Source organism: Cupriavidus sp. UBA2010 (genome assembly GCF_002335265.1).
Classification (GTDB): Bacteria; Pseudomonadota; Gammaproteobacteria; order Burkholderiales; family Burkholderiaceae; genus Cupriavidus; species Cupriavidus metallidurans.
Window position 1 is genome coordinate 122,087 of the sequence record NZ_DDCI01000010.1, and the last position, 23,348, is coordinate 145,434.

Below are 23,348 nucleotides of genomic sequence, written 5' to 3' on the forward strand. Positions count from 1 at the left end.
GTACTTCCTTGAGAATCGAAACGGCAGACGACGCTTTGGCGTCGTCGCTTACTTGCCCGTGCTGCCGGCGTTCAGCGCCTTCATCACGTCATCGGTGATGTCGATGCGCGGATTCACGTAGACGGCTTCCTGAACGATCAGATCATACTTGCGCTGCTCGGCGATTTGACGAATCACGCGGTTGGCACGCTCCAGCACCTGTGCCAGTTCCTCGTTACGGCGCTGGTTCAGATCCTCGCGGAACTCACGCTGCTTGCGCTGGAATTCGCGATCGAGATCGGCCACTTCGCGCTGACGGCGCTGGCGGTCCGCGTCCGCAAGCACGGCCGTGTCCTTGTCGAGCTTGTCAGCCATGGCCTTGATCTTCTGGGCCATATCCTGCAGTTCACGGTCACGCTTGGAGAATTCCTGCTCGAGCTTGACCTGCGCAGCCTTCGCCGGCTGCGAATCGCGCAGGATACGTTCCGAGTTGACCGCAGCAATGCGCGCCTCCTGAGCCATCGCCGGGGCCGCCGCGCACAAGGCCGCAGCGGCCAGCGCGGCCGCGCTCAGGGATTTCACCAGTGGAGTGTAAATTTTCATCAAACAAATCCTCTGTGGGGATCAGAACGCAGTACCGATCTGGAACTGGAAGCGTTGAACCTTGTCAGTTTCATCCTTCTTCAGCGGGAAGCCCATGCTAACCTTCAGCGGGCCGATCGGCGAAAGCCACGACATACCGAAACCAGTCGAGTATTTCAGATCGCTGAACGAAAGCGGTGCCCCTTCCTGGTAAACGTTACCGAAGTCGAAGAACGTGAACAGTCGCAGCGTGCGGTCAACACCCGAGCCCGGGAGCGGGAACACGAATTCCACGTTGCCGATCATCTTCGATGCGCCACCCACCGGGTTGCCGTTCTGGTCCTTCGGACCGAGCGTGCTGGTCTGGTAGCCGCGCACCGAGCCGATACCGCCGGCGTAGAAGTACTTGAACACCGGGAACGGCGTATTGCCATAACCGTGACCATAGGCCACTTCGCCGTTGAAGGCCAGCGTGAAGGACTTCGACAGCGGGTAGAAATACTGTTGCTGCAGGCTTGCGCGATAGTACTGCGTGTCGCCACCCGGAACACCCACTTCCAGGTTGGCCTGCGTGTACGGACCCTTGGTCGGAATCAGCGCGCTGTCGCGGCGATCGCGTGCCCAACCGATCGTGAACGGGAAGTTGTTGATCGGATCACCGCTGGCCTTGCCGATCTTCTGCAGCCAGGCCGTGTACTGGTTCGGCGTGTTGGGCGAGGTGTAGACCTGGGTCCGCTCGTAGCCGATGCCGAAGAACACCGTGTCGTTCTCCGAGAACGGCACGCCGAACTTGAAGCCACCGCCAGCCGAGACGATCTTGTAGTCCTGATCACCGGTGTAGTACAACGGGCGCGACGTACGGTAGTAGATGTCTGTCGATCGGCTAATGCCGTCGACCGTAAAGTACGGATCGTATTGCGTCAGCGCAATCGTACGGAACGACTTGGCCGTGTTCACATCCAGGCCCAGGCTGGTACCGGAACCGAACACGTTGTCCTGGCGCAGACCTGCCTGCAGCACGAGCTTGTCGGTCGACGAGAAGCCCAGACCCAGACTGATCTGGCCGGTCGGCTTCTCCGTCACGTTCACGTTCACGTCGACCTGGTCGGGCGCGCCCGGCACGTCTTCGGTGGTGATATTGGTGTCAGTGAAGTAGCCCGTCCGGTTGATACGCGCCTGCGACTGCTGGAGCTTTTCGCTATCGAACCACGACGACTCCATCTGGCGCATCTCGCGACGCACCACTTCGTCACGCGTCTTGCTGTTACCCACCACATTCACGCGGCGCACGTAGACGCGGCGGCCCGGGTCGACCATCAGGGTCAGCGCCACTTCGCGCTTTTCCTTGTCCACCTGCGGCTGCGGGTTGATCGTCGTAAAGGCGTAGCCATACGTGCCGAGCAGGTCCGTAATGGCCTTGGTGCTGGCCGTCAGCTTTTCGGACGAGAAGATGTCGCCCTTCTTCAGCTGCAGCAGTTTCTCCATCTCTTCCTGCTTGCCGAGCGTTTCGCCGGCCAGGCGGATGTCGGACACCTTGTATTGGTCCCCTTCGCTGATATTCAGCGTCAGGTAAATGTCCTTCTTGTCCGGCGTGATCGACACCTGCGTCGACTCGATCTGGAATTCGAGGTAGCCGCGGTTGAGATAGTACGAACGCAGCGCTTCCAGGTCAGCCGTCAGCTTCTGCTTCGAATAGAGGTCGTTCTTGGTGTACCAGGAGAGCCAGTTCGGCGTGGAAAGCTGCATTTCATCGCGCAGCGTGCTTTCCTTGAATGCCTTGTTGCCGACGATATTGATCTGGCGGATCTTGGCGACAGGGCCCTCGTCAACGTTGAACACCACCGACACGCGATTGCGGTCAACTGGCGTCACGGTGGTCTGCACCTCGGCGGCATAGTAGCCACGAGCCACGTACTGGCGCTTGAGCTCCTGCTCTGCCTTGTCGATCAGCGCCTTGTCGTAATAACGGGCCTCGGCCACGCCAACGGCGCGAAGCGAGCGGCGCAGCGTGTCCTTGTCGAATTCCTTGATGCCGACGAACTCCAGTTGCGAGATCGCCGGACGCTCCTCGACCTGGACGACCAGCACGCCGTCTTCGGCGCGGATCTGCACGTCCTTGAAAAAACCGGTGTTATAGAGCGCGCGAATCGCATCCGCACCCTTGTCGTCGGTAAACGTTTCGCCAACGCGAACCGGCAGGTAGCCGAAGACCGTGCCCGGCTCGACGCGCTGCAGGCCCTCCACACGGATATCCTTGACTACGAACGGATCGGCGGCAAAGCCCGCCGGGCTCCAAGCCGCAATAATGGCACTCGTCAGTAGACCCAGCGAGATGCGCTTATTTCTGATCAAAGTCGATCCCCTCTTCCTCATCGATTTCATGCAGGGCATTGGCTCCAAGCCTGGCAATGCTGGCACGGCTGCCCGATCCCGACGAGGTTCTTCCCCTGGGATACGATCGCCCCCTGCCAACTTGGGCTCTGGCTACGCGAAATTAGCCGCGCGCCAGAAACAGTCGGCTGACGTCATTGAACAAAGCGAGTGAGGTCAGGAGCAAGATGCACGCGATGCCTACCTTCTGCAGCATCGCTTGCCAATGGTCTGGAACAGGCCTGCCAGTCAAAAATTCCACGCAATAATACAGCAAATGCCCACCATCCAGAACCGGAATAGGTAACAAATTCAGTACACCGAGGCTGACACTTACCAATGCCAGAAAGCTGATAAATGGCTGCCAGCCCATGTTCGCAGCACGCCCCGCATAGTCAGCCACGGTCAGCGGCCCGCTCAAATTCTGCAGGGACGCCTGCCCCACCAGCATTTTGCCGAGTAGTTTCAACGACAGCGCACTGGTATTCCAAACCTGGTCCGCAGCCCGCGCCACTGCCTGCACCAGCGGGTACCGGACGATCTCCGTCTGGACGGCCTGGTTGAGCGCGGCGCCCAACTTGCCGACCTGAGACCCGCCACGGGCCTCGCCTTCGGGCGCTGGCGCGGCGTCGAGTTTCGCCTTGACGTCCATCCGTTCCCCGGCCCGCTCGATACCTAGCGTGACCTCCTGCCCGGGACGGGCACGGACACCACGAATTAGCGCGCTGGCCTGTGTGAGGGGCTGCCCATCCCATGCCACTACCCTGTCGCCAGCCTTGAGCCCGGCACGCTGCGCCGCGGAATCAGGGACGATCTCGGTAATGGTCACCGGGCCGCCCTTGAGGGCCAGACCCAGAACGGCCAGCGGATCCTGCTCCGGATTTCCGCCAGTATTCGGAAGGCGCGCCAAGGTAACATCGCGCTCCGCCCCATCGGTGCCACGCACCCGCAGTACCGCCCGCGCATCCCCGAAGCCCTGCGAAAACACGGCCATGCGCAGATCATTCCAGGAGCGTACGGCTTCCGTATGGTCGCTTGCGGTCAGCGACAGCACGCGATCCCCGTCCCGCACGCCAGCCTGCGCGGCCAGCGTCCCAGCGGCCGGCGCGGCCACCACTGGCACCGGCTCGCGCATCCCACCCGCGAACAGCACCACGTACAGCACGACGGCCAGCAAAAAATTCGCCAGCGGCCCGGCGGCCACGATGACAAAGCGCTTGCCTACCGGCTGGCGATTGAACGCACGGGGCAATTCCGCGGGATCGATCGGCGGATCGGTCTCCGGGTCACGCTCGCGCTCATCCAGCATCTTGACGTAGCCGCCCAGCGGAATTGCCGCCAGCGTCCACTCAGTCTTGTCACGGCCCTTGCCGACCCAACGCGCCAACGGGCGGCCAAAGCCGATCGAGAAGCGCAGCACCTTGACGCCGCAAGCGCGGGCGGCAAGGTAGTGCCCCATCTCGTGCACGAAAATCAGAATACAGAGGGCGACGACGAACGCAACTACGGTTTGCATGGCAAATCACCCTTTTCAGATTTTGCCCACGGCGGACTGGTTCAACGGCCAGCCAGGCCTCCCAACTGCGCCTGCGCGCCGCGACGCGCCGCTGAATCGGCAGCCAGTACGCCCTCGAGCGTATCAGCCGATCCTTCCGCCGACTGCTCCAGCACGGTTGCGACCACGCGAGCGATATCGGTGAAGCGGATCTTGCCGTTCAGGAACGCTTCCACGGCCACCTCGTTAGCTGCATTTAGCACCGCGGGCGCCACGCCGCCGGCACGCAATGCATCAAAGGCTAGCCCAAGGCATGGGAAGCGCTCAAGGTTCGGAGTCTCAAAATGCAGGCCACCGGCAACCGTGAGATCGAGCGGCGTTACACCGGAGTCGATCCGCTCCGGATAGGCCATGCCGTAGGCGATGGGTGTCCGCATGTCGGGGTTGCCCAGTTGCGCCAGCACGGAGCCGTCCGCGTAGGCCACCATCGAGTGGACAATGCTTTGCGGATGGATCAGCACCTCGATCTTCTCGGCCGGCGCGCCAAACAGCCAGTGCGCCTCGATGACCTCGAGACCCTTGTTCATCATCGTCGCAGAATCGACCGAGATCTTCCGCCCCATCACCCACTTCGGATGCGCGCAGGCCTGGTCGGGCGTGATGTCGTGCAGCGTGGACGGATCACGCGTGCGGAACGGGCCACCCGAAGCGGTAAGCAGCACCTTCGATACCCCGGCGCCATAGCGCGGATCACTGGTCGGCAGGCACTGGAAGATGGCGTTGTGTTCGCTGTCGATGGGCAGCAGCGTGGCGCCATGCTCACGCACGGCATCCATGAAGATGCCGCCGGACATCACGAGCGATTCCTTGTTGGCCAGCAGCACACGCTTGCCGGCCCGAGCAGCCGCCAGCGAGGATCGCAGGCCTGCCGCACCGACGATGGCGGCCATCACTGCATCCGTGCCAGCGTCCTCGGCGATGGATTCAAGCGCGGCCTCGCCATAGCTCACCTCGGTGGGAACACCGGCGGCACGCAGCTTGGCTTCAAGTTCGCTTGCTGCCTCGGCCGACCCTACCACGGCCCGCGCGGGACGAAACTCCACGCAGGCGGCCGCCAGCTTGTCGACCTGCCGATGCGCGCTGAGTGCGTGCACAGTGTAGCGATCCGGATGGCGCCGAACCACGTCAAGTGTGCTCTCGCCGATGGAACCCGTAGCGCCGAGGATGGTGATGCGTTGCATAGAAGCTGGAATGCGAAATCAGATTATTTGTTCAGATCCACGCCAGCAGCAGAGCCGCCAGCGGGAACACCGGGATCAACGCATCGATCCGGTCCAGGATCCCGCCATGGCCGGGCAGCAAACGGCTGCTGTCCTTCATGCCGACCTGGCGCTTGAGCAGCGACTCGAACAAGTCGCCGACAATACTGGCCGCGACCAGCAGTGTGGTCAGAATAACCACGAGGCGCAGCCCGCCTTTGTCGGCAACCAACGAATACCACGTTGGGGCGAACGTGTGCGTCGCGGCCAGCGAGAGCGCCACGATCATCGCCAGCAGCCATCCGCCAATGGCGCCCTCCCAGGACTTGCCCGGACTGATCGTGGGTGCCAGCTTGCGCTTGCCGATGGCCTTGCCAACAAAGTATGCGCCGATATCGGCGGCCCAGACCAGCACGGCAGCCGTCAGCAGCACGCCAATGCCCGCTGCCCGAAGCACCATGACGGCGTGACCAAAGGCCGGCAACATGATCAGCCCCAGAACGACGCCGAGCGCCGTGAACGCCGGGGTGGCAGTTCGCACGCCGCGCGCCATCAGCACCAGCGCCACACCCCAGGCAATCAGGGACGCCTCCAGCAGCCACGTCACCGCGTCACGCTGCGGCGCATCATGCCATCCGATCAGGACCAGCAGGCAAGCTACGGCGTACACATAGGGCCAGGCCCCGCGCAACCCGATCAGGCGACCAAACTCCCAGCCACCCAGCAGCACGATGACGGCGACCAGCCCCGCCAGTGCCGCCGGCGGCGCCAGGAACAGGATCGGCAGGATCAACAGCAACAGGCATACGGCGGTGATGACGCGGGTAAGGAGCATGTGCGCTGTGGGTTCCCGTGAGTTTGTTGGGGGTTGGATGCGTCAGGCTGTGCCGGACAGGCCTGGCGCCACCAGCTGCGCGCTGGTCCGTCCGAAGCGCCGCTCGCGCTGACGGTACGAGGCAAAGGCCTTGTCCAGCTCGGCAGCATCGAAATCCGGCCAGAACGTTTCGGTGAAATACAACTCCGTGTAGGCAAGCTGCCAGAGCAGGAAGTTGCTGATGCGCTGCTCTCCGCCGGTGCGGATGAACAGGTCCGGCTCGGGCGCGTAGGCCATGGCCAGATGCGGTGCCAGAACAGACTCGTCGATCGCGTCCGAATCGAGCAGCGGCGAACGCGCCAGCATCTTGCGCATCGCCTGGAGCAGGTCCCAGCGGCCGCCATAGTTGGCGGCGATCGTCACGGTCAGACCCGTATTGCCTGCCGTGCGCGCCTCGGCATCCTTGATCGCCTGCTGGATGCGCGGGCTGAACCGGCTGAGATCACCGACCACGCGCAGGCGAATATTGTTGGCGTGCATCCTGACCACTTCGCGACGCAAGGCGGTCATGAACAAACGCATCAGGAAGGACACCTCGTCGGCAGGCCTGCGCCAGTTTTCGGAACTGAATGCAAACAGCGTCAGGTACTGCACGCCACGCGCGGCGCACGCCTGCACGATCTCGCGCACCGCGTCCAGGCCACGGTTGTGGCCGGCCACGCGGGGCAGATGACGCTGCGTCGCCCAGCGACCGTTGCCATCCATGATGATGGCAACGTGCCGAGGCACATAAGTGGTATCGGGAACGCCTAGCGTCGAACTGATGTGCTGCATGGATTCGCGGACGATATCCGGCAACCCTGGCGGCTCGGCCGCCAGGACGGCCTTACACCGTCATGATCTCCTTCTCTTTCTCGGCAACGAGCTTGTCGATTTCGGCCACGAACTTGTCCGTGAGCTTCTGCACTTCGTCCTGACCGCGACGCTCGTCGTCCTCGGAAATAGCCTTGTCCTTGACCAGCTTCTTGAACTGCTCGTTGGCGTCGCGGCGCAGGTTGCGCACGGCCACCTTGGCGCCTTCGGCTTCGCCCTTGACCACCTTGGTCAGCTCCTTGCGGCGCTCTTCGGTCAGCGGGGGCATCGGCACGCGGATCACGTCGCCCATCGTGGCCGGGTTCAGGCCCAGATCGCCGTCGCGGATCGCCTTTTCCACAGCCTGGACCATCTTCTTTTCCCAAGGCTGCACGGAGATCGTGCGGGCGTCGGCAAGGCTGACTGCAGCCACCTGGCTGATCGGCACCATCGAGCCGTAGTAATCCACCTGAACATGGTCAAGCAGGCCGGTATGCGCGCGGCCGGTACGAACTTTCGCCAGATCGGCCCTGAAAGCTTCGATCGACTTCTGCATCTTCTGCTCGACGCTCTTCTTAGTGTCGGCGACGGTCATGATTACCTCCGAAAAACGGCCAGACATGATCCCGCCCAGCGGGATCGAAAATGAAACATTCTACTCTGAGGAAGGACCGAATCCGCATCCAGATGCGGTCCCCGCCTCTTAAACGTGCACCAGCGTGCCCTCGTCCTCGCCCAGGATCACGCGCTTCAGTGCGCCCGGCTTGACGATCGAAAACACCTTGATTGGCAGCTTCTGATCACGGCACAGCGCGAACGCGGTGGCGTCCATGACCTGCAGGTTGCGGGAAATGGCTTCGTCGAACGAGATGGTCGTATAGCGCGTGGCGCTTGGATCTTTCTTGGGATCGGCGGTATACACGCCGTCCACCTTGGTGGCCTTGAGCACGATTTCGGCACCGATTTCAGAGCCACGCAGCGCCGCGGCCGTATCGGTCGTGAAGAACGGGTTGCCGGTGCCGGCGGCGAAGATCACCACCTTGCCCTCTTCGAGCTGGCGAATCGCGCGCGGGCGGATATACGGCTCGACGACCTGGTCCATGCGCAGCGCGGACTGCACACGGCCTTCGATGCTGGCGTGGCGCATCGCGTCCTGCAAGGCCAGCGCATTCATCATCGTGGCCAGCATGCCCATGTAATCTGCCGTGGCGCGGTCCATGCCGGCAGCACCGCCAGCAACACCGCGGAAGATATTACCGCCGCCGATGACCACCGCGACCTGGACACCCAGCTTCACGATTTCGGCAATGTCATTGACCATGCCCTCGATGGTGGCACGGTTGATACCGAAGGCATCGTCGCCCATCAGGGCTTCACCGGACAATTTCAGAAGGACGCGCTTATAGGCAGGCATGTTCACCTCGGGCTGGTTCTTGATCGCTCGTTTGAACGGAGGGTGGGCGCGGGCGGCACGAAGCATCTGCGCACCGGCCGCGCAAAAATACGGATCGCTTGACTGAGACAAGCCGGTTTTCGCTGTCATCTGCCTGCAACATCTGTCAAAAGACGCGCGAAATGCCGGTGACTGCGAAAACTGGCTGGTGCGGCGCCACTGAAGGCCGCACTTGTGCAGAGGGGCACCTTGCGGCGCCCCTCTGCATTATACGGTGGCCAGGTGGTCACCCCTCAAGGGGGAAACCCGCCCAGCCACCAGGACATCAGGCCTTCTGGGCGGCGGCCACCTGGGCAGCCACTTCAGCAGCGAAATCGTCCTGCTTCTTCTCGATGCCTTCGCCAACCACGTACAGCGTGAAACCCTTCACGGTCGTGTTGACACCCTTCAGCATCTGTTCCACGGTCTGCTTGTCGTTCTTCACGAACGACTGGTTCAGCAGCGAAACTTCCTTCAGGTACTTCTGGACCGAACCTTCCACCATCTTGGCGACGATCTCGGCCGGCTTGCCCGATTCGGCAGCCTTTTGCTCGGCGATGCTGCGCTCCTTGGCGATCAGCTCGGCGGGCACCTGGTCAGCCGACAGCGACACCGGCTTCATGGCGGCCACGTGCATGGCGACGTCCTTGGCGGCGGTTTCGTCGCCATCGAACTCGACCATCACGCCAATACGGGTGCCGTGCAGGTACGAAACCAGCTTGCCACCGTTGGTGTAACGCTGGAAGCGGCGGATCGTCATGTTCTCGCCGATCTTGCCGATCAGCGCCGAGCGCACGGCGTCGACGGTCGAACCGTCCATTTCCAGCGCCGACAGAGCAGCCACATCGGCCGGGTTCTGCTTGGCGACCAGCTCGGCAACCTTGGCACCGAAGCCCAGGAAGTCGTCGTTCTTCGACACGAAGTCGGTTTCGCAGTTCAGTTCGACCAGCGCACCCGTGGTACCGTCGATGTACGAAACCACGATGCCTTCTGCGGTCACGCGCGAAGCAGCCTTGCTGGCCTTGTTGCCCAGCTTGACGCGCAGCAGTTCTTCAGCCTTGCCCAGATCGCCGTCGGCTTCCGTCAGGGCCTTCTTGCATTCCATCATCGGCGCGTCGGTCTTCGCGCGCAGTTCTGCAACCATGCTTGCGGTAATTGCCGCCATTTGTCACTCCTTGATTGGTTCGGGCCGACTGCCCAGCACGTCGCGCGTGGCAGCCGGCCGGGATCAGATCCACTTCAGTCCGGCTTCACCCGCGGCGAATGGTATCCGCGGCGGATGACAACAAATTCTGTTTGCAAAAAGGGGGCGCCAGCTGTGCCCCCTTTTTTAGTTGCCGCAAGGCAGGCGTCAGTGGCCGGTGTGCCCCGGCCTCAGACGCCAGCGGGCAATCAGCCTTCCTGGACTTCGACGAATTCGTCGTCGCCGCGTGCGGCTTCCACGACTTCCTGAACCGCGTTCGCGCGGCCTTCCAGGATCGCGTCGGCCACGCCGCGCACGTACAGGGCCACGGCCTTGCTCGAGTCGTCGTTACCCGGGATCACGTAGTCGATGCCTTCCGGCGAGTGGTTCGTGTCGACCACACCGATCACGGGGATGCCCAGCTTGTTGGCTTCGGTCACGGCGATCTTGTGGTAGCCGACGTCCACCACGAAAATGGCGTCAGGAATACCGCCCATGTCCTTGATGCCGCCGATGGACTTTTCCAGCTTTTCCATCTCGCGCTCGAACATCAGCGCTTCCTTCTTGCTCATGGTTTCCAGCGCGCCGGCTTCCTTGGCGGCTTCCATGTCCTTCAGGCGCTTGATCGAGATCTTGACGGTCTTGAAGTTCGTCAGCATGCCGCCGAGCCAGCGGGCGTCGACGTAGGGCATGCCAGCGCGACCAGCTTCTTCAGCCAGGATTTCGCGCGATTGACGCTTGGTACCCACGAAAAGCACGGTGCCGCGGTTTGCTGCCAGTTGGCGCACGTACTTCAGCGCGTCCTGGAACATCGGCAGGGTCTTTTCGAGGTTGATAATGTGGATCTTGTTGCGGTGACCGAAGATGAAGGGGGCCATCTTCGGGTTCCAGAAGCGGGTCTGGTGGCCAAAGTGGCAACCGGCTTCCAGCATTTCGCGCATAGTCACGGACATGAGAGGTGCTCCAATAGGGTTTGGTCTGAAGTCCGCCCCGACATTCCTGAAAAGGAACACCCCGGATGGGCGGACCAGCGATTTACAAAAAAGTGATTTCTGACCCGCCTGAGCCACCGCAACGCTTGTCGAGCAGCCCGGAGCAAGTCAGCCCGCGATTGTAGCAACAAAGTCGGGGTCGGCTCAACCCCCTTGGAAATCGACCAAGAGCAGGCCGCCCCGCCGCCGTCAATCGGACAATTCCCCGTGTTCCCCCTGCTTTCCCGTCACGATGGTGCGATAATCCCGTCTTGCGAATCGTTTCCGGCGCAGCCTGTGGCTGAGCCGTCACTTACAGGCAAAGCAGCATGAGCATCCATATCAACACCGCCGAAGACATCGCCCAAATGCGCGTGGCTTGCCGCCTTGCCTCCGAGGTCCTCGACTACATCACCCCGCACGTGAAGCCCGGCGTCACCACCGGCGAACTCGACCGCCTCTGCCACGCGTATATGCGCGACGTGCAGGGCACCGTGCCGGCGCCGCTGAACTATGCGCCCCCCGGTTACCCGCCCTTCCCTGGCGCCATCTGCACGTCGGTCAACGACGTGATCTGCCACGGCATTCCGGGCGACCGCGTGCTGAAGACCGGCGACGTGGTGAATCTCGACATCACCGTGATCACCAAGGAAGGCTACTACGGCGACACGAGCCGCATGTTCGTGGTCGGCGAGGCGTCGATCCTGGCCAAGCGCCTGTCCCAGATCACTTACGAATGCATGTGGAAGGGCATCCAGCAGGTGCGTAACGGCGCGCGCCTCGGCGACATCGGCCATGCCATCCAGACCCATGCCGAGGCCGCCGGCTATAGCGTGGTACGCGAATATTGCGGCCACGGCATCGGCAAGGTCTTCCACTCGGACCCGCAGATCCTGCATTACGGCCGTCCAGCCACTGGGATGGAGATCAAGACCGGCATGATCTTCACGATCGAGCCGATGATCAACGCAGGCAAGCGCGATATCCGCACGATGCCTGACCAGTGGACCGTCAAGACGCGCGACCGCAGCCTGTCGGCCCAATGGGAGCACACCGTGCTCGTGACCGAAACCGGCTACGAAGTGCTGACGCTTTCCGAAGGCTCGCCGTTGCCGCCAGCATTCATCACGGAAACCGTGGCGGCCTGACGCCGCAACGTTCGCCAGGGCGCCAACCACGGCGCCCTTTCTTCTTGCAGCCGTGCCCACGACCTCCATCGACCCGCCCATGGACACCACGCCGGAACTGCTGCTCTGCCAGCGCATTCGCGACAAGCTCAAGGCCGACAAGCAGGCGCTGTTCGCCGAATTCGACGCGAACAACCAGGTCAACCCACTCGTCACCAAGCTGCGCCGCGCCGTCGACGTCGCGCTGACTGACGCCTGGACTGGCCTGGAACTGCCCGGCGACGCCGCCCTGGTGGCGGTCGGCGGCTATGGGCGCGGGGAGCTGTTCCCCTACTCCGACGTCGATGTGCTGCTACTTCTGCCCGGCGATCCCGACGCGGAAACGGCAGCGAAGCTCGAGCGCTTTATCGGCCTATGCTGGGACCTGGGCCTCGAGATCGGCTCGTCGGTGCGCACGGTCGACGACTGCATCCGCGAATCGGCGGCCGACATCACGATCCGCACATCGCTGCTTGAGGCACGTCTGCTGATCGGCAACAAGGCGCTGTTCAAGTCCTTGCAGACGCGCTATCAGGCCGATATGGATGCGGCCGACTTTTTCCAGGCCAAGCTGCTGGAAATGCGTCAGCGACATGCCAAGTACCAGGACACGCCGTACGCTCTGGAACCGAACTGCAAGGAAAGCCCGGGCGGCTTGCGCGACCTGCAAGTCATCCTGTGGATGACCGAGGCCGCCAGGCTCGGCGACAGCTGGAAGCAACTGTTCGAGCGCGGCCTGCTGACCGAGCGCGAAGCGCAGGAACTCACCCGCAACGAGCGCCTGCTGCGCACGATCCGCGCTCGCCTGCACCTGCTGGCCGGCCGCCGCCAGGACGTGCTCGTGTTCGACTTGCAGACGGCGCTGGCCGAGGCATTCGGCTATCGGCAGACCACGAACAAGCGCGCCAGCGAACAGCTAATGCGCCGCTACTACTGGGCAGCCAAAGCGGTCACGCAGCTCAACAGCGTGCTGCTGCTGAACATCGAGGCGATGTTGTTCCCGAGCGAGTCGATGGTCACGCGCGAGATCAACGATCGTTTCGTCGAACGCCAGGGAATGCTGGAGATCACGAGCGACGATCTCTACGAGCGCAATCCGCACGCGATCCTGGAGACGTTCCTGCTCTATGAGCGCACGCCCGGCGTGAAAGGCCTTTCGCCGCGCACGCTGCGCGGGCTCTACAACGCGCGCACGGTCATGGACGCCAGCTGGCGCAACGATCCGGTGAACCGTCGCCTGTTCCTGGCCATCGTCCAGGAACCGCAGGGGATCACCCATGCGCTGCGCCTGATGAACCAGACCAGCGTGCTGGGCCGCTACCTGATCAATTTCCGACGCATCGTCGGCCAGATGCAGCACGACCTGTTCCACGTCTATACCGTGGACCAGCACATCCTGATGGTCGTGCGTAATATGCGCCGCTTCGCGATCGTCGAGCATACGCACGAGTTTCCGTTCTGCAGCCAGTTGATGGCTGGCTTCGACCGCCCTTGGGTGCTGTGGGTGGCGGCACTGTTTCATGACATCGCCAAGGGCCGTGGCGGCGATCATTCGAAGCTCGGCACCGTCGATGCCCGCCGCTTCTGCAAGCAGCACGGCATCTCGCGTGAAGACACGGACCTGATCGCGTGGCTGGTCGAGCATCACCTGACGATGAGCCACGTCGCCCAGAAACAGGACCTGACCGACCCCGACGTGGTCAAGGCATTCGCCCAGGTAGTGGGCAACGGGCGCTATCTGACCGCGCTGTACCTGCTGACCGTGGCCGATATTCGTGGCACCAGCCCGAAGGTCTGGAATGCCTGGAAGGGCAAGCTGCTCGAGGACCTGTACCGCATCACGCTGCGCGTGCTCGGCGGCGCGCGGCTCGACACACATTCGCTCTGGGCACAGAAGCGCGACGACACGATCGCCCAACTGCGACTGAAAGCATTCGATCCCGAACTGGCCAAGCCACTGTGGGACAAGCTCGACATGTCGTTCTTCATGCGGCAGGACGCTCGCGACATCGCCTGGCTCACGCGCAGTCTGTTCAACAAGGTGAACAGCCCCAACCCCGTGGTCAAAGCGCGCATTTCGCCGGCGGGCGAAGGTCTCCAGGTAGCGGTCTACGTCAAGGATCAGCCCGATCTGTTCGCACGTATCTGCGGCTACTTCGAGCGCAAGGCCTTTTCGATTCAGGACGCCAAGATCGAGACCACGCGCGACGGTTACGCGCTGGATACGTTCCAGATCACGGACCCTGGTCTTGCCGGTGACTACCGCGACATCCTGACGCTCGTCGAGCACGAACTCGGTGAGCGCGTGCGGCTGGAGTGCCCGCTCCCCGACCCTGCACAAGGACGCCTGTCGCGCCAGTCGCGCAGTTTCCCCATCAAGCCGCGCGTGGACCTGCGTCCCGACGAGCGCGGCCAGTATTACCTGCTGTCGGTATCCGCCAACGACCGCACCGGCCTGCTGTACGCGATCGCGCGCGTGCTGGCCAAACATCGCGTGTCCGTGCATTCGGCACGCATCAATACGCTCGGTGAACGCGTGGAAGACGTGTTCCTGGTCGACGGCTCGCGACTGGCCGCCGACAACCGATTGCAGATTCAGCTTGAACAGGACCTGCTCGACGCGCTGGCCATCTGAGGCCGGCACGCCGGTAGTTGAAACGATATGACCGATAGCAATACGCCCGGCCGCAAGACGCTGGGCATCAAGACCACCTCCTCCGGCACAACGCGCAAGGCGAGCCGCCCCGTGCGCGTGTCTGACCTGAACCGCAAGCGTGTCCAGGAAGTGGTCACGGGGATCAAACAGGCCAAGAACCGCGCCTCCGACAAGGACAAGCGCAAGGCTGGGCCGGCCGATGGCGCGCCGCGCAATGACCGTCAGGATCGACCGGCGCGACCGGCACGTCCTCGCCCCGCCGAAGGCGAGCGGGCACCTCGCCGTTTTGCCGAAGGAGAACGGGCACCACGCCGGTTCAGCGATGAGGAGCGCCCGCAGCGCGAGCGCCGGTACGGCGATGACAACCGCCCCGCGCAGCCGCGCCGCTATGGCGATGACAATCGCGCCGAGCGTCCGCGTCGGTTCAGCGATGAGAATCGCGCCGCGCCCCCCCGTCGCTTTGGCGACGAGGAACGCCCCCAGCGTGAACGCCGCTATGGGGATGACAACCGCCCCGCGCAGCCGCGCCGCTATGGTGACGACAATCGCGCCGAGCGTCCGCGTCGGTTCAGCGATGAGAATCGCGCCGCGCCCCCCCGTCGCTTTGGCGATGAGGAACGCCCCCAGCGTGAACGCCGCTATGGGGACGACAACCGCCCCGCGCAACCGCGTCGCTATGGCGATGACAATCGCGCCGAGCGTCCGCGTCGGTTCAGCGATGAGAATCGCGCCGCCCCGCCCCGCCGCTTTGGCGACGAGGAACGCCCCCAGCGTGAACGCCGCGCTGGAGACGACAATCGCCCCGCGCAACCGCGCCGTTATGGCGACGACAATCGCGCCGAGCGTCCCCGTCGGTTCAGCGACGAGAATCGCGCCGCGCCGCCCCGTCGCTTCGGCGACGAGGAACGCCCCCAGCGTGAACGCCGCTATGGGGATGACAACCGCCCCGCGCAACCGCGCCGCTATGGGGATGACAACCGCCCCGCGCAACCGCGCCGCTATGGCGACGACAATCGCGCCGAACGTCCCCGCCGCTACGGCGATGACGAACGCACGCAGCGCACCGAGCGTCCGCACCGCAGCGACGAAGCTCGCGCGCCGCGCCGGCCGCACCAGGACGACAACGCACCGCGTCGTGGTGACGCCCCGGCACGCCGCTTCAGCGACTCCGCCGACCGCGCCCGTGGTGAGCGCACCGAACGCCCGGCACCGCGCGCCGAAGCGCATCAGCCGGTCTCCGAGCATGAAGACGGCCTCGTCCGCCTCTCCAAGCGCATGTCCGAACTGGGCCTGTGCTCGCGCCGCGAGGCCGATGAATGGATTCCGCGTGGCTGGGTGCTCGTCGACGGCAAACCAGTGACCGAACTCGGCACGCGCATTCGTCCCGAAGCGGAGATCGAAATCCTGCAGGCCGCGCGCTCGGAACAAGGCGAACGCGTGACGGTGCTGCTGAACAAGCCGGTCGGCTATGTCTCCGGCCAGGCCGAAGACGGCTATGAGCCGGCGGCCGTGCTGTTCGCGCCCGAGAACCAATGGGAACTGGACCCCACGCGCAAGCGCTTCGCCCCGTGGCAACGCAAGAATCTCGCACCGGCGGGCCGGCTCGACATCGACTCGACTGGGCTGCTCGTGCTGACCCAGGATGGCCGCGTTGCACGCGCACTGATCGGCGACGACTCGAATGTCGAGAAGGAATATCTGGTGCGTGTGGAGTGGGAGTCGCCGCAGGGTCTGGTCGAACGCAATATCAGTGCCGTGTTCCCCGATGACATGCTGGAGCGTCTGCGCCATGGTCTGTCGCTGGACGGCGTGGCGCTCAAGCCCGCCAAGGTCAGCTGGCAGAACGAGGAGCAACTGCGCTTCGTGCTGCGTGAAGGCCGCAAGCGTCAGATTCGCCGGATGTGCGAGCAGGTCGGCCTGAAGGTGGTTGGCCTCAAGCGCGTGCGCATGGGCCGTGTGGTGCTCGGCGACTTGCCGCCGGGCCAGTGGCGCTTCCTGGGGGCCTTCGAGAAGTTCTGATCGGCGGCGCCTGCCGGCTATTCCTCTCTCCCGTCAGCGGGGGGAGGAATAGCCATCCATCACTCAAACGCCTGCGCGCTTCCCGGTCACCGGTTGCAGCTTGTGCAGCGCCTCCTCGGCCGACTCATCAGCCGGCACATAGACCAGCAGCCGCGCGCCGTTACGCGGCGCGGTCCACCAGTTGGTCTGCGTCAGGTTGAAAGCCCCCGTTTCCGGATGGGTGAACTGCTTGACGTGGTTCTGGATACCGCGCACCTGATAACGCTGCCACAGATCCCGGAATAGCGCCGACACCGCCATATAGCGCTCGAGTTGCGCTTCCCAGACAGGATCGTGCACATGCTCGGCCATCGCGGCCCGGTAAAGCGCCACCATGTTCGCAACCATGCCATGCCAGTCAACCACGATCGCGCGCCAGGCCGGATGTGTCAGCGCCAGATAGACACAGTTGCGATCCTCGACCGGCAGGCCCGGCAGATCGACGCCAAGCAGGCGGCAATAGGCATCGTTATGCGCGACGATGTCGAATCGCGCGTTCTGCACCAGGGCGGGAATCGGATCGAGCTGGTCGAGGATCCGTTGCGTCGTGGCGGACACCGTTTCGCAGACCGACGTCCCCGCGAGTGGCGCCGGACGTTGCATGCCAGCCAGTGTGAACAGATGCTCGGTCTCCGAGGGCGAACACTGCAGCGCTGCGGCAACCGCATTGAGCACCTTCGGCGATACCCGGATCGGACGGCCCTGCTCCAGCTTCGTGTACCACGTGATGCCGATGTCAGCCATCGCGGCCACTTCCTCGCGCCGCAAGCCGGGCGTGCGCCGCCGGCCCATGCGCGACAGGCCCAGCCGCGCCGGATCCAGGCTCTCGCGCCGGGCGCGCAGGAATGCGCCTAGTTCCACCTCCCTGCCGGTGCCCTCGATCTCCTCGTAGCCATCCACATCGAGCAGGACACCCGGTTCCTGGCGAGCATTCATGATCAGTCACTCCGTTTGCCTAGGCTGACACAATTTATACCAGTCTAACTGGACTCTTGTACCAGTCTGATCGACCCACCATACTCCGGTCCTCAAGCGTTGTCGAGGCCAGATCCGCCATGCAAACATCCCCCGCCCCCACCCTCGGTCGAGCCGGACTTTACGTCCTGCTGGCCGGCCAGCTACTGCCACAGATCGACTTTTCGATCGTCAATGTGGCGCTACACCCTATCGAGCACTCCCTGGGAGCGACGCCGTCCGAACTGGAACTGATGGTGGCCGTCTACGGCGTGGCATTCGCCGTCTTCCTGGCCATGGGCGGGCGGCTCGGCGACAACTACGGTCGCCGTCGCATCTTCAACGTCGGTGTGCTGCTCTTCGGCGTCGCGTCGCTACTGTGCGGCGTGGCGGATTCGATGCTGTCGCTGCTGATCGCGCGGACGCTGCAAGGCGCGGCGGCGGCGCTGCTCGTGCCGCAGATTCTGGCGACGATTCACGTCGGCCTGCGTGGACACGCCCACTCCCGTGCCCTGGCGCTGTTCGCGTCGATTGGTGGCATCGCGTTCATCATCGGGCAGGTTCTGGGCGGCTTGCTGGTCGACGCCGACATCGGCGGCCTGGGGTGGCGCAACGCGTTCCTGATCAACCTGCCGATCTGCCTGGCCATCCTGGTTCTTTCGCCGCGCGTGATCCCCGAGACCCGGCGTGAGAACGCCACTGGCATCGACGCCCCGGGCACCGTGCTGCTGGCTGCCGTGATCCTGGCGATTCTGCTTCCGATCGCGTTGGGACCCATGTTTCGCTGGTCGTGGCCCGTGCTGGCCGTTCTGGCCGCCACGGCGCCGTTGATGCTGCTGCTCTGGCACATCGAACTGCGCCAGGAACGCCGCGGCGTGCATCCGCTACTGCCACCATCGTTGCTGCGACTGCCCAGCGTGCGCTTCGGCTTTATCGTCGCCGTACTCTTCTATGCGTGCTGGAGCGGCCTGATGTTCGTGCTGGCGCTAACGCTGCAGGGTGGCGTGGGTATGACGCCCACGATGGCGGGCAACACGTTCATTCCGCTTGGGCTGGCCTTCATTGCGGGATCGCTGGCGAGCCCACGCGTGGTGAACGGCTGGGGCCGCACGCGTGTGCTGATAGTCGGATGCGTGACACAGATGGCCGGCGTTGTGGTGCTCGCCTACGTGCTGCGGCACGCCTGGCCCCACCCGGACATCCTGACGCTCGCCCCGCCAAGCTTGCTGATCGGCTTCGGCAATGCGCTGGTGGTCGGGTGCTTCTACCGGATTGGCCTGGCGGACATTCCCACCGACCAGGCCGGCGCGGGCAGCGCCGCGCTGGCCACGGTTCAGCAGGCCTCGCTTGGACTCGGCTCGGCCCTGCTCGGCACGGTATTCGCGCAGCGACTGCATCACGCCGCGACTTATCTCGATGCGGCGCTGGCCAGCCTCGCCGCCGAGTTGTGCCTGATGACGATCCTGGTTGCCGCTGCGCTGGTCTATCACAACCGGCATGGACAGCCGGCAATCACCGCGTGCGCTTCGCCTCAGTCGTCGTAATTGGGTGGTAGTTCGGGGAACAGGATCTCGGTAAAACCGAAGCGCGTGAAGTCCTTGATCCGCATTGGATACAGCACGCCGATCAGGTGATCGCACTCGTGCTGCACCACGCGCGCATGGAAGTCCTCGGCCACGCGCTCGATCCTGTTGCCCATCATGTCGAAGCCCGTGTACTTCAGCCGCGTGTAGCGCGGCACCACGCCGCGCAGGCCCGGCACCGAGAGGCACCCTTCCCATCCATCTTCCATCTCGTCGGACAGCGGTTCCAGGGACGGATTGATCAGTACGGTCTTCGGCACGGTCGGTGCGTCGGGATAGCGCGGGTTGCGATCGAAACCGAAAATCACCACCTGCAGGTCCACGCCGATCTGCGGCGCGGCAAGGCCGGCGCCGTTGGCATGTTCCATCGTGTCGAACATGTCGTCGATCAGCAGGCGCAGTTCAGGCGTGTTGAACTGCGTCACGGGGCGCGCCTGTTGCAGCAGGCGTGCGTCGCCCATCTTCAGAATGTCCCGGATCATTGCGCGTTCTCCCTCTCTCCGTATCAGGCTGCGCCGGCCTCGGCCAGCAACTTCAACATCCCTTCCTCGTCCAGCACCGCCACGCCCAGTGTCTGCGCCTTCTCGAGCTTGCTGCCCGCCTCGGCCCCGGCCACCACGTAGTCGGTCTTCTTCGACACCGAACCCGCCACCTTGGCGCCAGCGGCTTCCAGCTTCTCCTTGGCGTCCTCGCGGGACATCGTCGGCAGCGTGCCGGTCAGCACGAACGTCTTGCCAGCCAGCGGCAGCGGCGCACGCGCGGTCGGCTCTGTCTCCGCCCAGTGCACCCCCGCCGCCCGCAACTGTTCGATAACCTCGACATTGTGCGGTTCTGCAAGGAAGTTGGCGATCGACTGCGCCACCACGGGGCCCACGTCGTTGACTTCGAGCAAGGCGGCCTCGTCCGCGGCCAGCAGGTTGTCCAGCTTGCCGAAGTGCTTGGCCAGATCCTTGGCCGTCGCTTCTCCTACATGACGGATGCCGAGCGCGAAGATAAAGCGGTTCATCGTGGTCTCGCGCGACTGCTCGATCGCCACCACCAGATTCGATGCCGACTTGTCGGCCATCCGGTCCAGCGCCGCGAGCTTTGCCACGCCGAGCTTATAGAGATCGGCAGGCGTGCGCACGATGCCCAGGTCGACCAGTTGCTCCACCACCTTGTCGCCCAGCCCTTCGATATCCATTGCCCGACGCTGCGCGAAATGCAGCAGCGCCTGCTTGCGTTGCGCGGCGCAGATCAGCCCGCCCGTGCAGCGTGCAATCGCCTCGCCTTCGAGTCTTTCCACGTGCGATCCGCAGACCGGGCATTCAGTCGGCATCACAAACGCACGGGCGTCCGCCGGGCGGCGCTCCAGCACCACGGCAACCACCTCCGGAATCACGTCACCCGCGCGGCGCACGATCACCGTGTCGCCGATATGCACGTCCTTGCGCCGGATCTCGTCCTCGTTGTGGAGCGTGGCATTGGTCACGGTGACCCCGCCGACGAACACTGGCGCCAGTCGCGCCACCGGCGTGATCGCGCCGGTGCGGCCAACCTGAACCTCGATGTCCTCGACCGTAGTGGTCATCTCCTGCGCAGGAAATTTGTGCGCCAGCGCGAAACGCGGGGCGCGCGAGACAAAGCCGAGCTGTTCCTGTTCGGCAATCGCGTTGACCTTGTAAACCACGCCATCGATGTCGTACGGCAACTGGTCACGACGCTCGCCAACCTCGCGATGGAATGCCAGCAGGCCCTGGGCGCCCCGGACCACTCGCCGCTCGTCGCAAACAGGCAAACCGAGCTTGGCAAAGCCGTCAAGCATTGCACTATGCGTGACCGGACGGTCGACGCCTTCCATCTCGCCCACGCCATAGGCAAAGAACGAAAGCGGGCGCTTGGCCGTAATACGCGGATCAAGCTGGCGAAGGCTGCCCGCCGCCGCGTTACGCGGATTGACGAATGTCTTTTCGCCCGATTCGGCCTGGCGCGCGTTGAGCTTGTCGAAATCGGCGCGATACATGAACACCTCGCCGCGCACCTCCAGCACGGTCGGGGCCGTGCCGCGCAGCTTGAGCGGAATCGCCTTGATCGTACGCACGTTCGCGGTCACGTCTTCGCCCGTCTCGCCGTCGCCGCGCGTGGCGGCCTGCACGAGCGTTCCGTTCTCGTACCGCAGCGACATCGCGAGCCCGTCGAACTTCAGCTCGCAGGCGTACTCGACGGCATTCCCGGCGTTGCTTGCGGCTGCCTCGGCGGCATCGGCCGCGCTGAACAGATCGTCAGCCGGCGCGGCGGGTGTCGCGGGTGCGGCGGGTGTGGCACGGCCGAGGCCCTGCGCGCAGCGCCGGTCGAAGTTGATGACGTCGTCGTCCTCGAAGCCGTTGTTGAGCGACAGCATCGGCACGCGGTGGCGCACCGAATCGAACGCCGACAACGGCGCACCGCCCACGCGCTGCGTGGGGGAATCGGGTGTCAGCAGCTCGGGATGTTCGGCTTCCAGCGCCTGCAACTCGATGAACAGCGCATCGTAGTCGGCATCGGGAATCGTCGGCGCGTCGAGCACGTAATACTGGTAGCTGTAGCGCTCCAGTTCTTCGCGCAACCATTGCGCGCGCTCGGCGGGGGAAGCGCCGGACGGCGCGGAGGCTGAAGCCTGCGCGCCTTGTTTCTTGGCGGTCATGACTGGCTCCGTTACTGGCTGAACAAGCGCACGGCAACAGGTGATCCGGCGGGCATTCCGCGCGATTCCAGCTTCTCGTATAATTTCTCGAGTTGGCCGAAGATCGCCACGAACGACGCCTCGGTCAGCGGCCGCATATTGTCGTCGACCAGTTGCGCGCCCATGCGCTGGGCCAGGCTGTACCCGTATTCGCACACGGTCTTGAACGGCTTGGCCGCCTGCGATGCCTGCGGCACGTCGAGCAGCAGCGTGATCTGTCGGCCGGCGCTCAACGTCAGGTCGTCGCGCAGGAAGTTGGTATCGCCGAATTGCAGCGTGAACAGCGGCCGTTGCACGCCGTCGGCGCCCGGTTCATAGCGGATGAAGCGTGTGCCGTCGCGCGACAGCACCAGCCCGTCCTGCGTCGCCACCGTCTGGACATAGGCGGCCGACCACGGCGCGCCATCAGAGATCACGTTCACGCCGAGCTGCACGTCCGCGCCCGCCGCAAACGCGTCGAGTTCGCGCGCATTCCCGACGGTCTCGGTCATGTCCGGCAGGTCCGCCGATGCATCGAGCGATTCGGACAGGGCTTCCACCGCGTTGACGAATTCGGAGAATTCAAGCGCGTTGAGCGGACCACTGCGATTCGCCAGTTGCACGGCCACCTGGATGTCTTCGTACTGGTGACCTGCGGTCACGGCTTCCCACGCGTTGGATTCGACGCGCAGGCCCTCGATATGCACCTGCTTGGTACCGGCGCGACGCAGACGGCCCGTCAGCGGCAAAATACGATCGCCCGACGCTTTGCGTTCCAGATGCATCGGCACGATGCAGTCGATCAACGGGTCAATCACCGCAGGCGTGGGCTGACCATTGAGGGTCTCGGCCTCGGCAGGCTGCGCGCGGGCAGGCGCCTCTTGGGCTTCCGCCTGTTCGTCGACCTCGGCCGGTGTCACGTCTTTGGCGGCATGCGCCGCCGCTGGCGAGGCGGCTACAGCGACCTCGTCCGCCACCGCCTCGTCGGCATCCGCGGTGCTGGCTGCCGCGCGGGCTGCCGCCGCCACCGTCGCCACGTCCTCGTCCTCGTCGTGTTCGGCGGGACGCTGCCCGCCCCCACCAAGCGTCGGCTCACGGCGCGAGACTTGCTCCGGCGGCGTGGCCTCCTTGAGCTTGGCCGCCGTCTCGGGATGGGTGGTCTTGCCCACCACCGGCTCCCGCATCGGCTGAACGTCGTCCTCGGGCATCAGCGGCCGCACGCGGCGCGCCTTGTAGATCTGCCAGCGGTTATAGGCCACCAGCAGCAGGAGCAATACGACACCAGCGATGATCAATGCGTTCTGCAGTTCCATC

At 64.1% G+C, this 23,348-nt stretch carries 18 protein-coding genes; 4 read left to right on the top strand and 14 right to left on the bottom strand.

Annotated features, from left to right (window positions below; translation table 11 throughout):
* Window positions 1-48: 48 nt before the first annotated feature.
* The 10 genes from B2246_RS06105 to rpsB form a co-directional block, all read right to left on the bottom strand.
* A complete protein-coding gene (locus B2246_RS06105) occupies window positions 49-582 on the bottom strand; it encodes an OmpH family outer membrane protein (protein ID WP_008652051.1) in 534 nt (177 codons plus the stop codon).
* A 21-nt stretch (window positions 583-603) separates the two neighbouring features.
* Entirely contained in the window at window positions 604-2,913 is a 2,310-nt protein-coding gene (gene bamA / locus B2246_RS06110; RefSeq protein WP_008652050.1) for an outer membrane protein assembly factor BamA, read from the bottom strand.
* Window positions 2,914-3,055: 142 nt separating this feature from the next.
* Window positions 3,056-4,447 carry an RIP metalloprotease RseP gene (rseP, locus tag B2246_RS06115; RefSeq protein WP_035882024.1) on the bottom strand — a complete coding sequence of 464 codons (1,392 nt, stop codon included), beginning with the start codon at window positions 4,445-4,447 and terminating at the stop codon, window positions 3,056-3,058.
* Window positions 4,448-4,488: 41 nt separating this feature from the next.
* Window positions 4,489-5,667, bottom strand: coding sequence for a 1-deoxy-D-xylulose-5-phosphate reductoisomerase (gene ispC / locus B2246_RS06120; protein WP_286880788.1), 1,179 nt, complete (start codon window positions 5,665-5,667; stop codon window positions 4,489-4,491).
* A gap of 31 nt (window positions 5,668-5,698) precedes the next feature.
* Window positions 5,699-6,520 carry a phosphatidate cytidylyltransferase gene (locus tag B2246_RS06125; RefSeq protein ID WP_011516190.1) on the bottom strand — a complete coding sequence of 274 codons (822 nt, stop codon included), beginning with the start codon at window positions 6,518-6,520 and terminating at the stop codon, window positions 5,699-5,701.
* A gap of 42 nt (window positions 6,521-6,562) precedes the next feature.
* A complete protein-coding gene (locus B2246_RS06130) occupies window positions 6,563-7,333 on the bottom strand; it encodes an isoprenyl transferase (RefSeq protein WP_008652272.1) in 771 nt (256 codons plus the stop codon).
* Window positions 7,334-7,385: 52 nt separating this feature from the next.
* Window positions 7,386-7,946, bottom strand: coding sequence for a ribosome recycling factor (gene frr / locus B2246_RS06135; protein ID WP_008652270.1), 561 nt, complete (start codon window positions 7,944-7,946; stop codon window positions 7,386-7,388).
* A gap of 108 nt (window positions 7,947-8,054) precedes the next feature.
* Window positions 8,055-8,765: a UMP kinase gene (gene pyrH, locus B2246_RS06140; RefSeq protein ID WP_008652269.1), complete on the bottom strand. Its 711-nt coding sequence runs from the start codon at window positions 8,763-8,765 to the stop codon at window positions 8,055-8,057.
* 304 nt (window positions 8,766-9,069) lie between these two features.
* Window positions 9,070-9,948 carry a translation elongation factor Ts gene (gene tsf / locus B2246_RS06145; protein ID WP_008652267.1) on the bottom strand — a complete coding sequence of 293 codons (879 nt, stop codon included), beginning with the start codon at window positions 9,946-9,948 and terminating at the stop codon, window positions 9,070-9,072.
* 227 nt (window positions 9,949-10,175) lie between these two features.
* Window positions 10,176-10,919, bottom strand: a complete 744-nt coding sequence (gene rpsB / locus B2246_RS06150; RefSeq protein ID WP_008652266.1) for a 30S ribosomal protein S2 — start codon at window positions 10,917-10,919, stop codon at window positions 10,176-10,178.
* A gap of 347 nt (window positions 10,920-11,266) precedes the next feature.
* On the opposite strand from rpsB, the gene map reads away from it, so the two are divergent.
* The 3 genes from map (at window position 11,267) to B2246_RS06165 (ending at window position 16,778) form a co-directional block, all read left to right on the top strand.
* Window positions 11,267-12,085 (top strand): type I methionyl aminopeptidase, encoded by an 819-nt coding sequence (gene map / locus B2246_RS06155; RefSeq protein WP_286880790.1) that lies wholly within the window; start codon window positions 11,267-11,269, stop codon window positions 12,083-12,085.
* Window positions 12,086-12,164: 79 nt separating this feature from the next.
* On the top strand, window positions 12,165-14,738 hold the full coding sequence (locus tag B2246_RS06160) for a [protein-PII] uridylyltransferase (RefSeq protein ID WP_008652264.1): 2,574 nt from the start codon (window positions 12,165-12,167) through the stop codon (window positions 14,736-14,738).
* Window positions 14,739-14,765: 27 nt separating this feature from the next.
* Window positions 14,766-16,778, top strand: a complete 2,013-nt coding sequence (locus B2246_RS06165) for a pseudouridine synthase (RefSeq protein ID WP_286880791.1) — start codon at window positions 14,766-14,768, stop codon at window positions 16,776-16,778.
* Window positions 16,779-16,841: 63 nt separating this feature from the next.
* Here B2246_RS06165 and B2246_RS06170 read toward each other — a convergent pair whose 3' ends face one another.
* Window positions 16,842-17,753 carry a helix-turn-helix transcriptional regulator gene (locus tag B2246_RS06170; protein ID WP_008648934.1) on the bottom strand — a complete coding sequence of 304 codons (912 nt, stop codon included), beginning with the start codon at window positions 17,751-17,753 and terminating at the stop codon, window positions 16,842-16,844.
* Between the two features lie 119 nt (window positions 17,754-17,872).
* On the opposite strand from B2246_RS06170, the gene B2246_RS06175 reads away from it, so the two are divergent.
* Complete coding sequence (locus B2246_RS06175) at window positions 17,873-19,315, top strand: MFS transporter (RefSeq protein WP_008648932.1); 1,443 nt, start codon at window positions 17,873-17,875, stop codon at window positions 19,313-19,315.
* Here the strand turns inward: B2246_RS06175 and def are convergent.
* From def to B2246_RS06190, 3 genes are read right to left on the bottom strand one after another with little or no spacing between them, the layout of a single operon-like run.
* The gene (def, locus tag B2246_RS06180; protein ID WP_008648931.1) at window positions 19,303-19,836 is read right to left on the bottom strand and encodes a peptide deformylase; all 534 of its coding nucleotides are present in this window, start codon (window positions 19,834-19,836) and stop codon (window positions 19,303-19,305) included. The two genes, B2246_RS06175 and def, sit on opposite strands and share 13 nt — an antisense overlap.
* 23 nt (window positions 19,837-19,859) lie before the next feature.
* The gene (gene ligA / locus B2246_RS06185; RefSeq protein WP_286880793.1) at window positions 19,860-22,016 is read right to left on the bottom strand and encodes an NAD-dependent DNA ligase LigA; all 2,157 of its coding nucleotides are present in this window, start codon (window positions 22,014-22,016) and stop codon (window positions 19,860-19,862) included.
* Between the two features lie 11 nt (window positions 22,017-22,027).
* Window positions 22,028-23,347 (bottom strand): cell division protein ZipA C-terminal FtsZ-binding domain-containing protein, encoded by a 1,320-nt coding sequence (locus tag B2246_RS06190; protein WP_286880795.1) that lies wholly within the window; start codon window positions 23,345-23,347, stop codon window positions 22,028-22,030.
* Window position 23,348 lies beyond the last annotated feature (1 nt).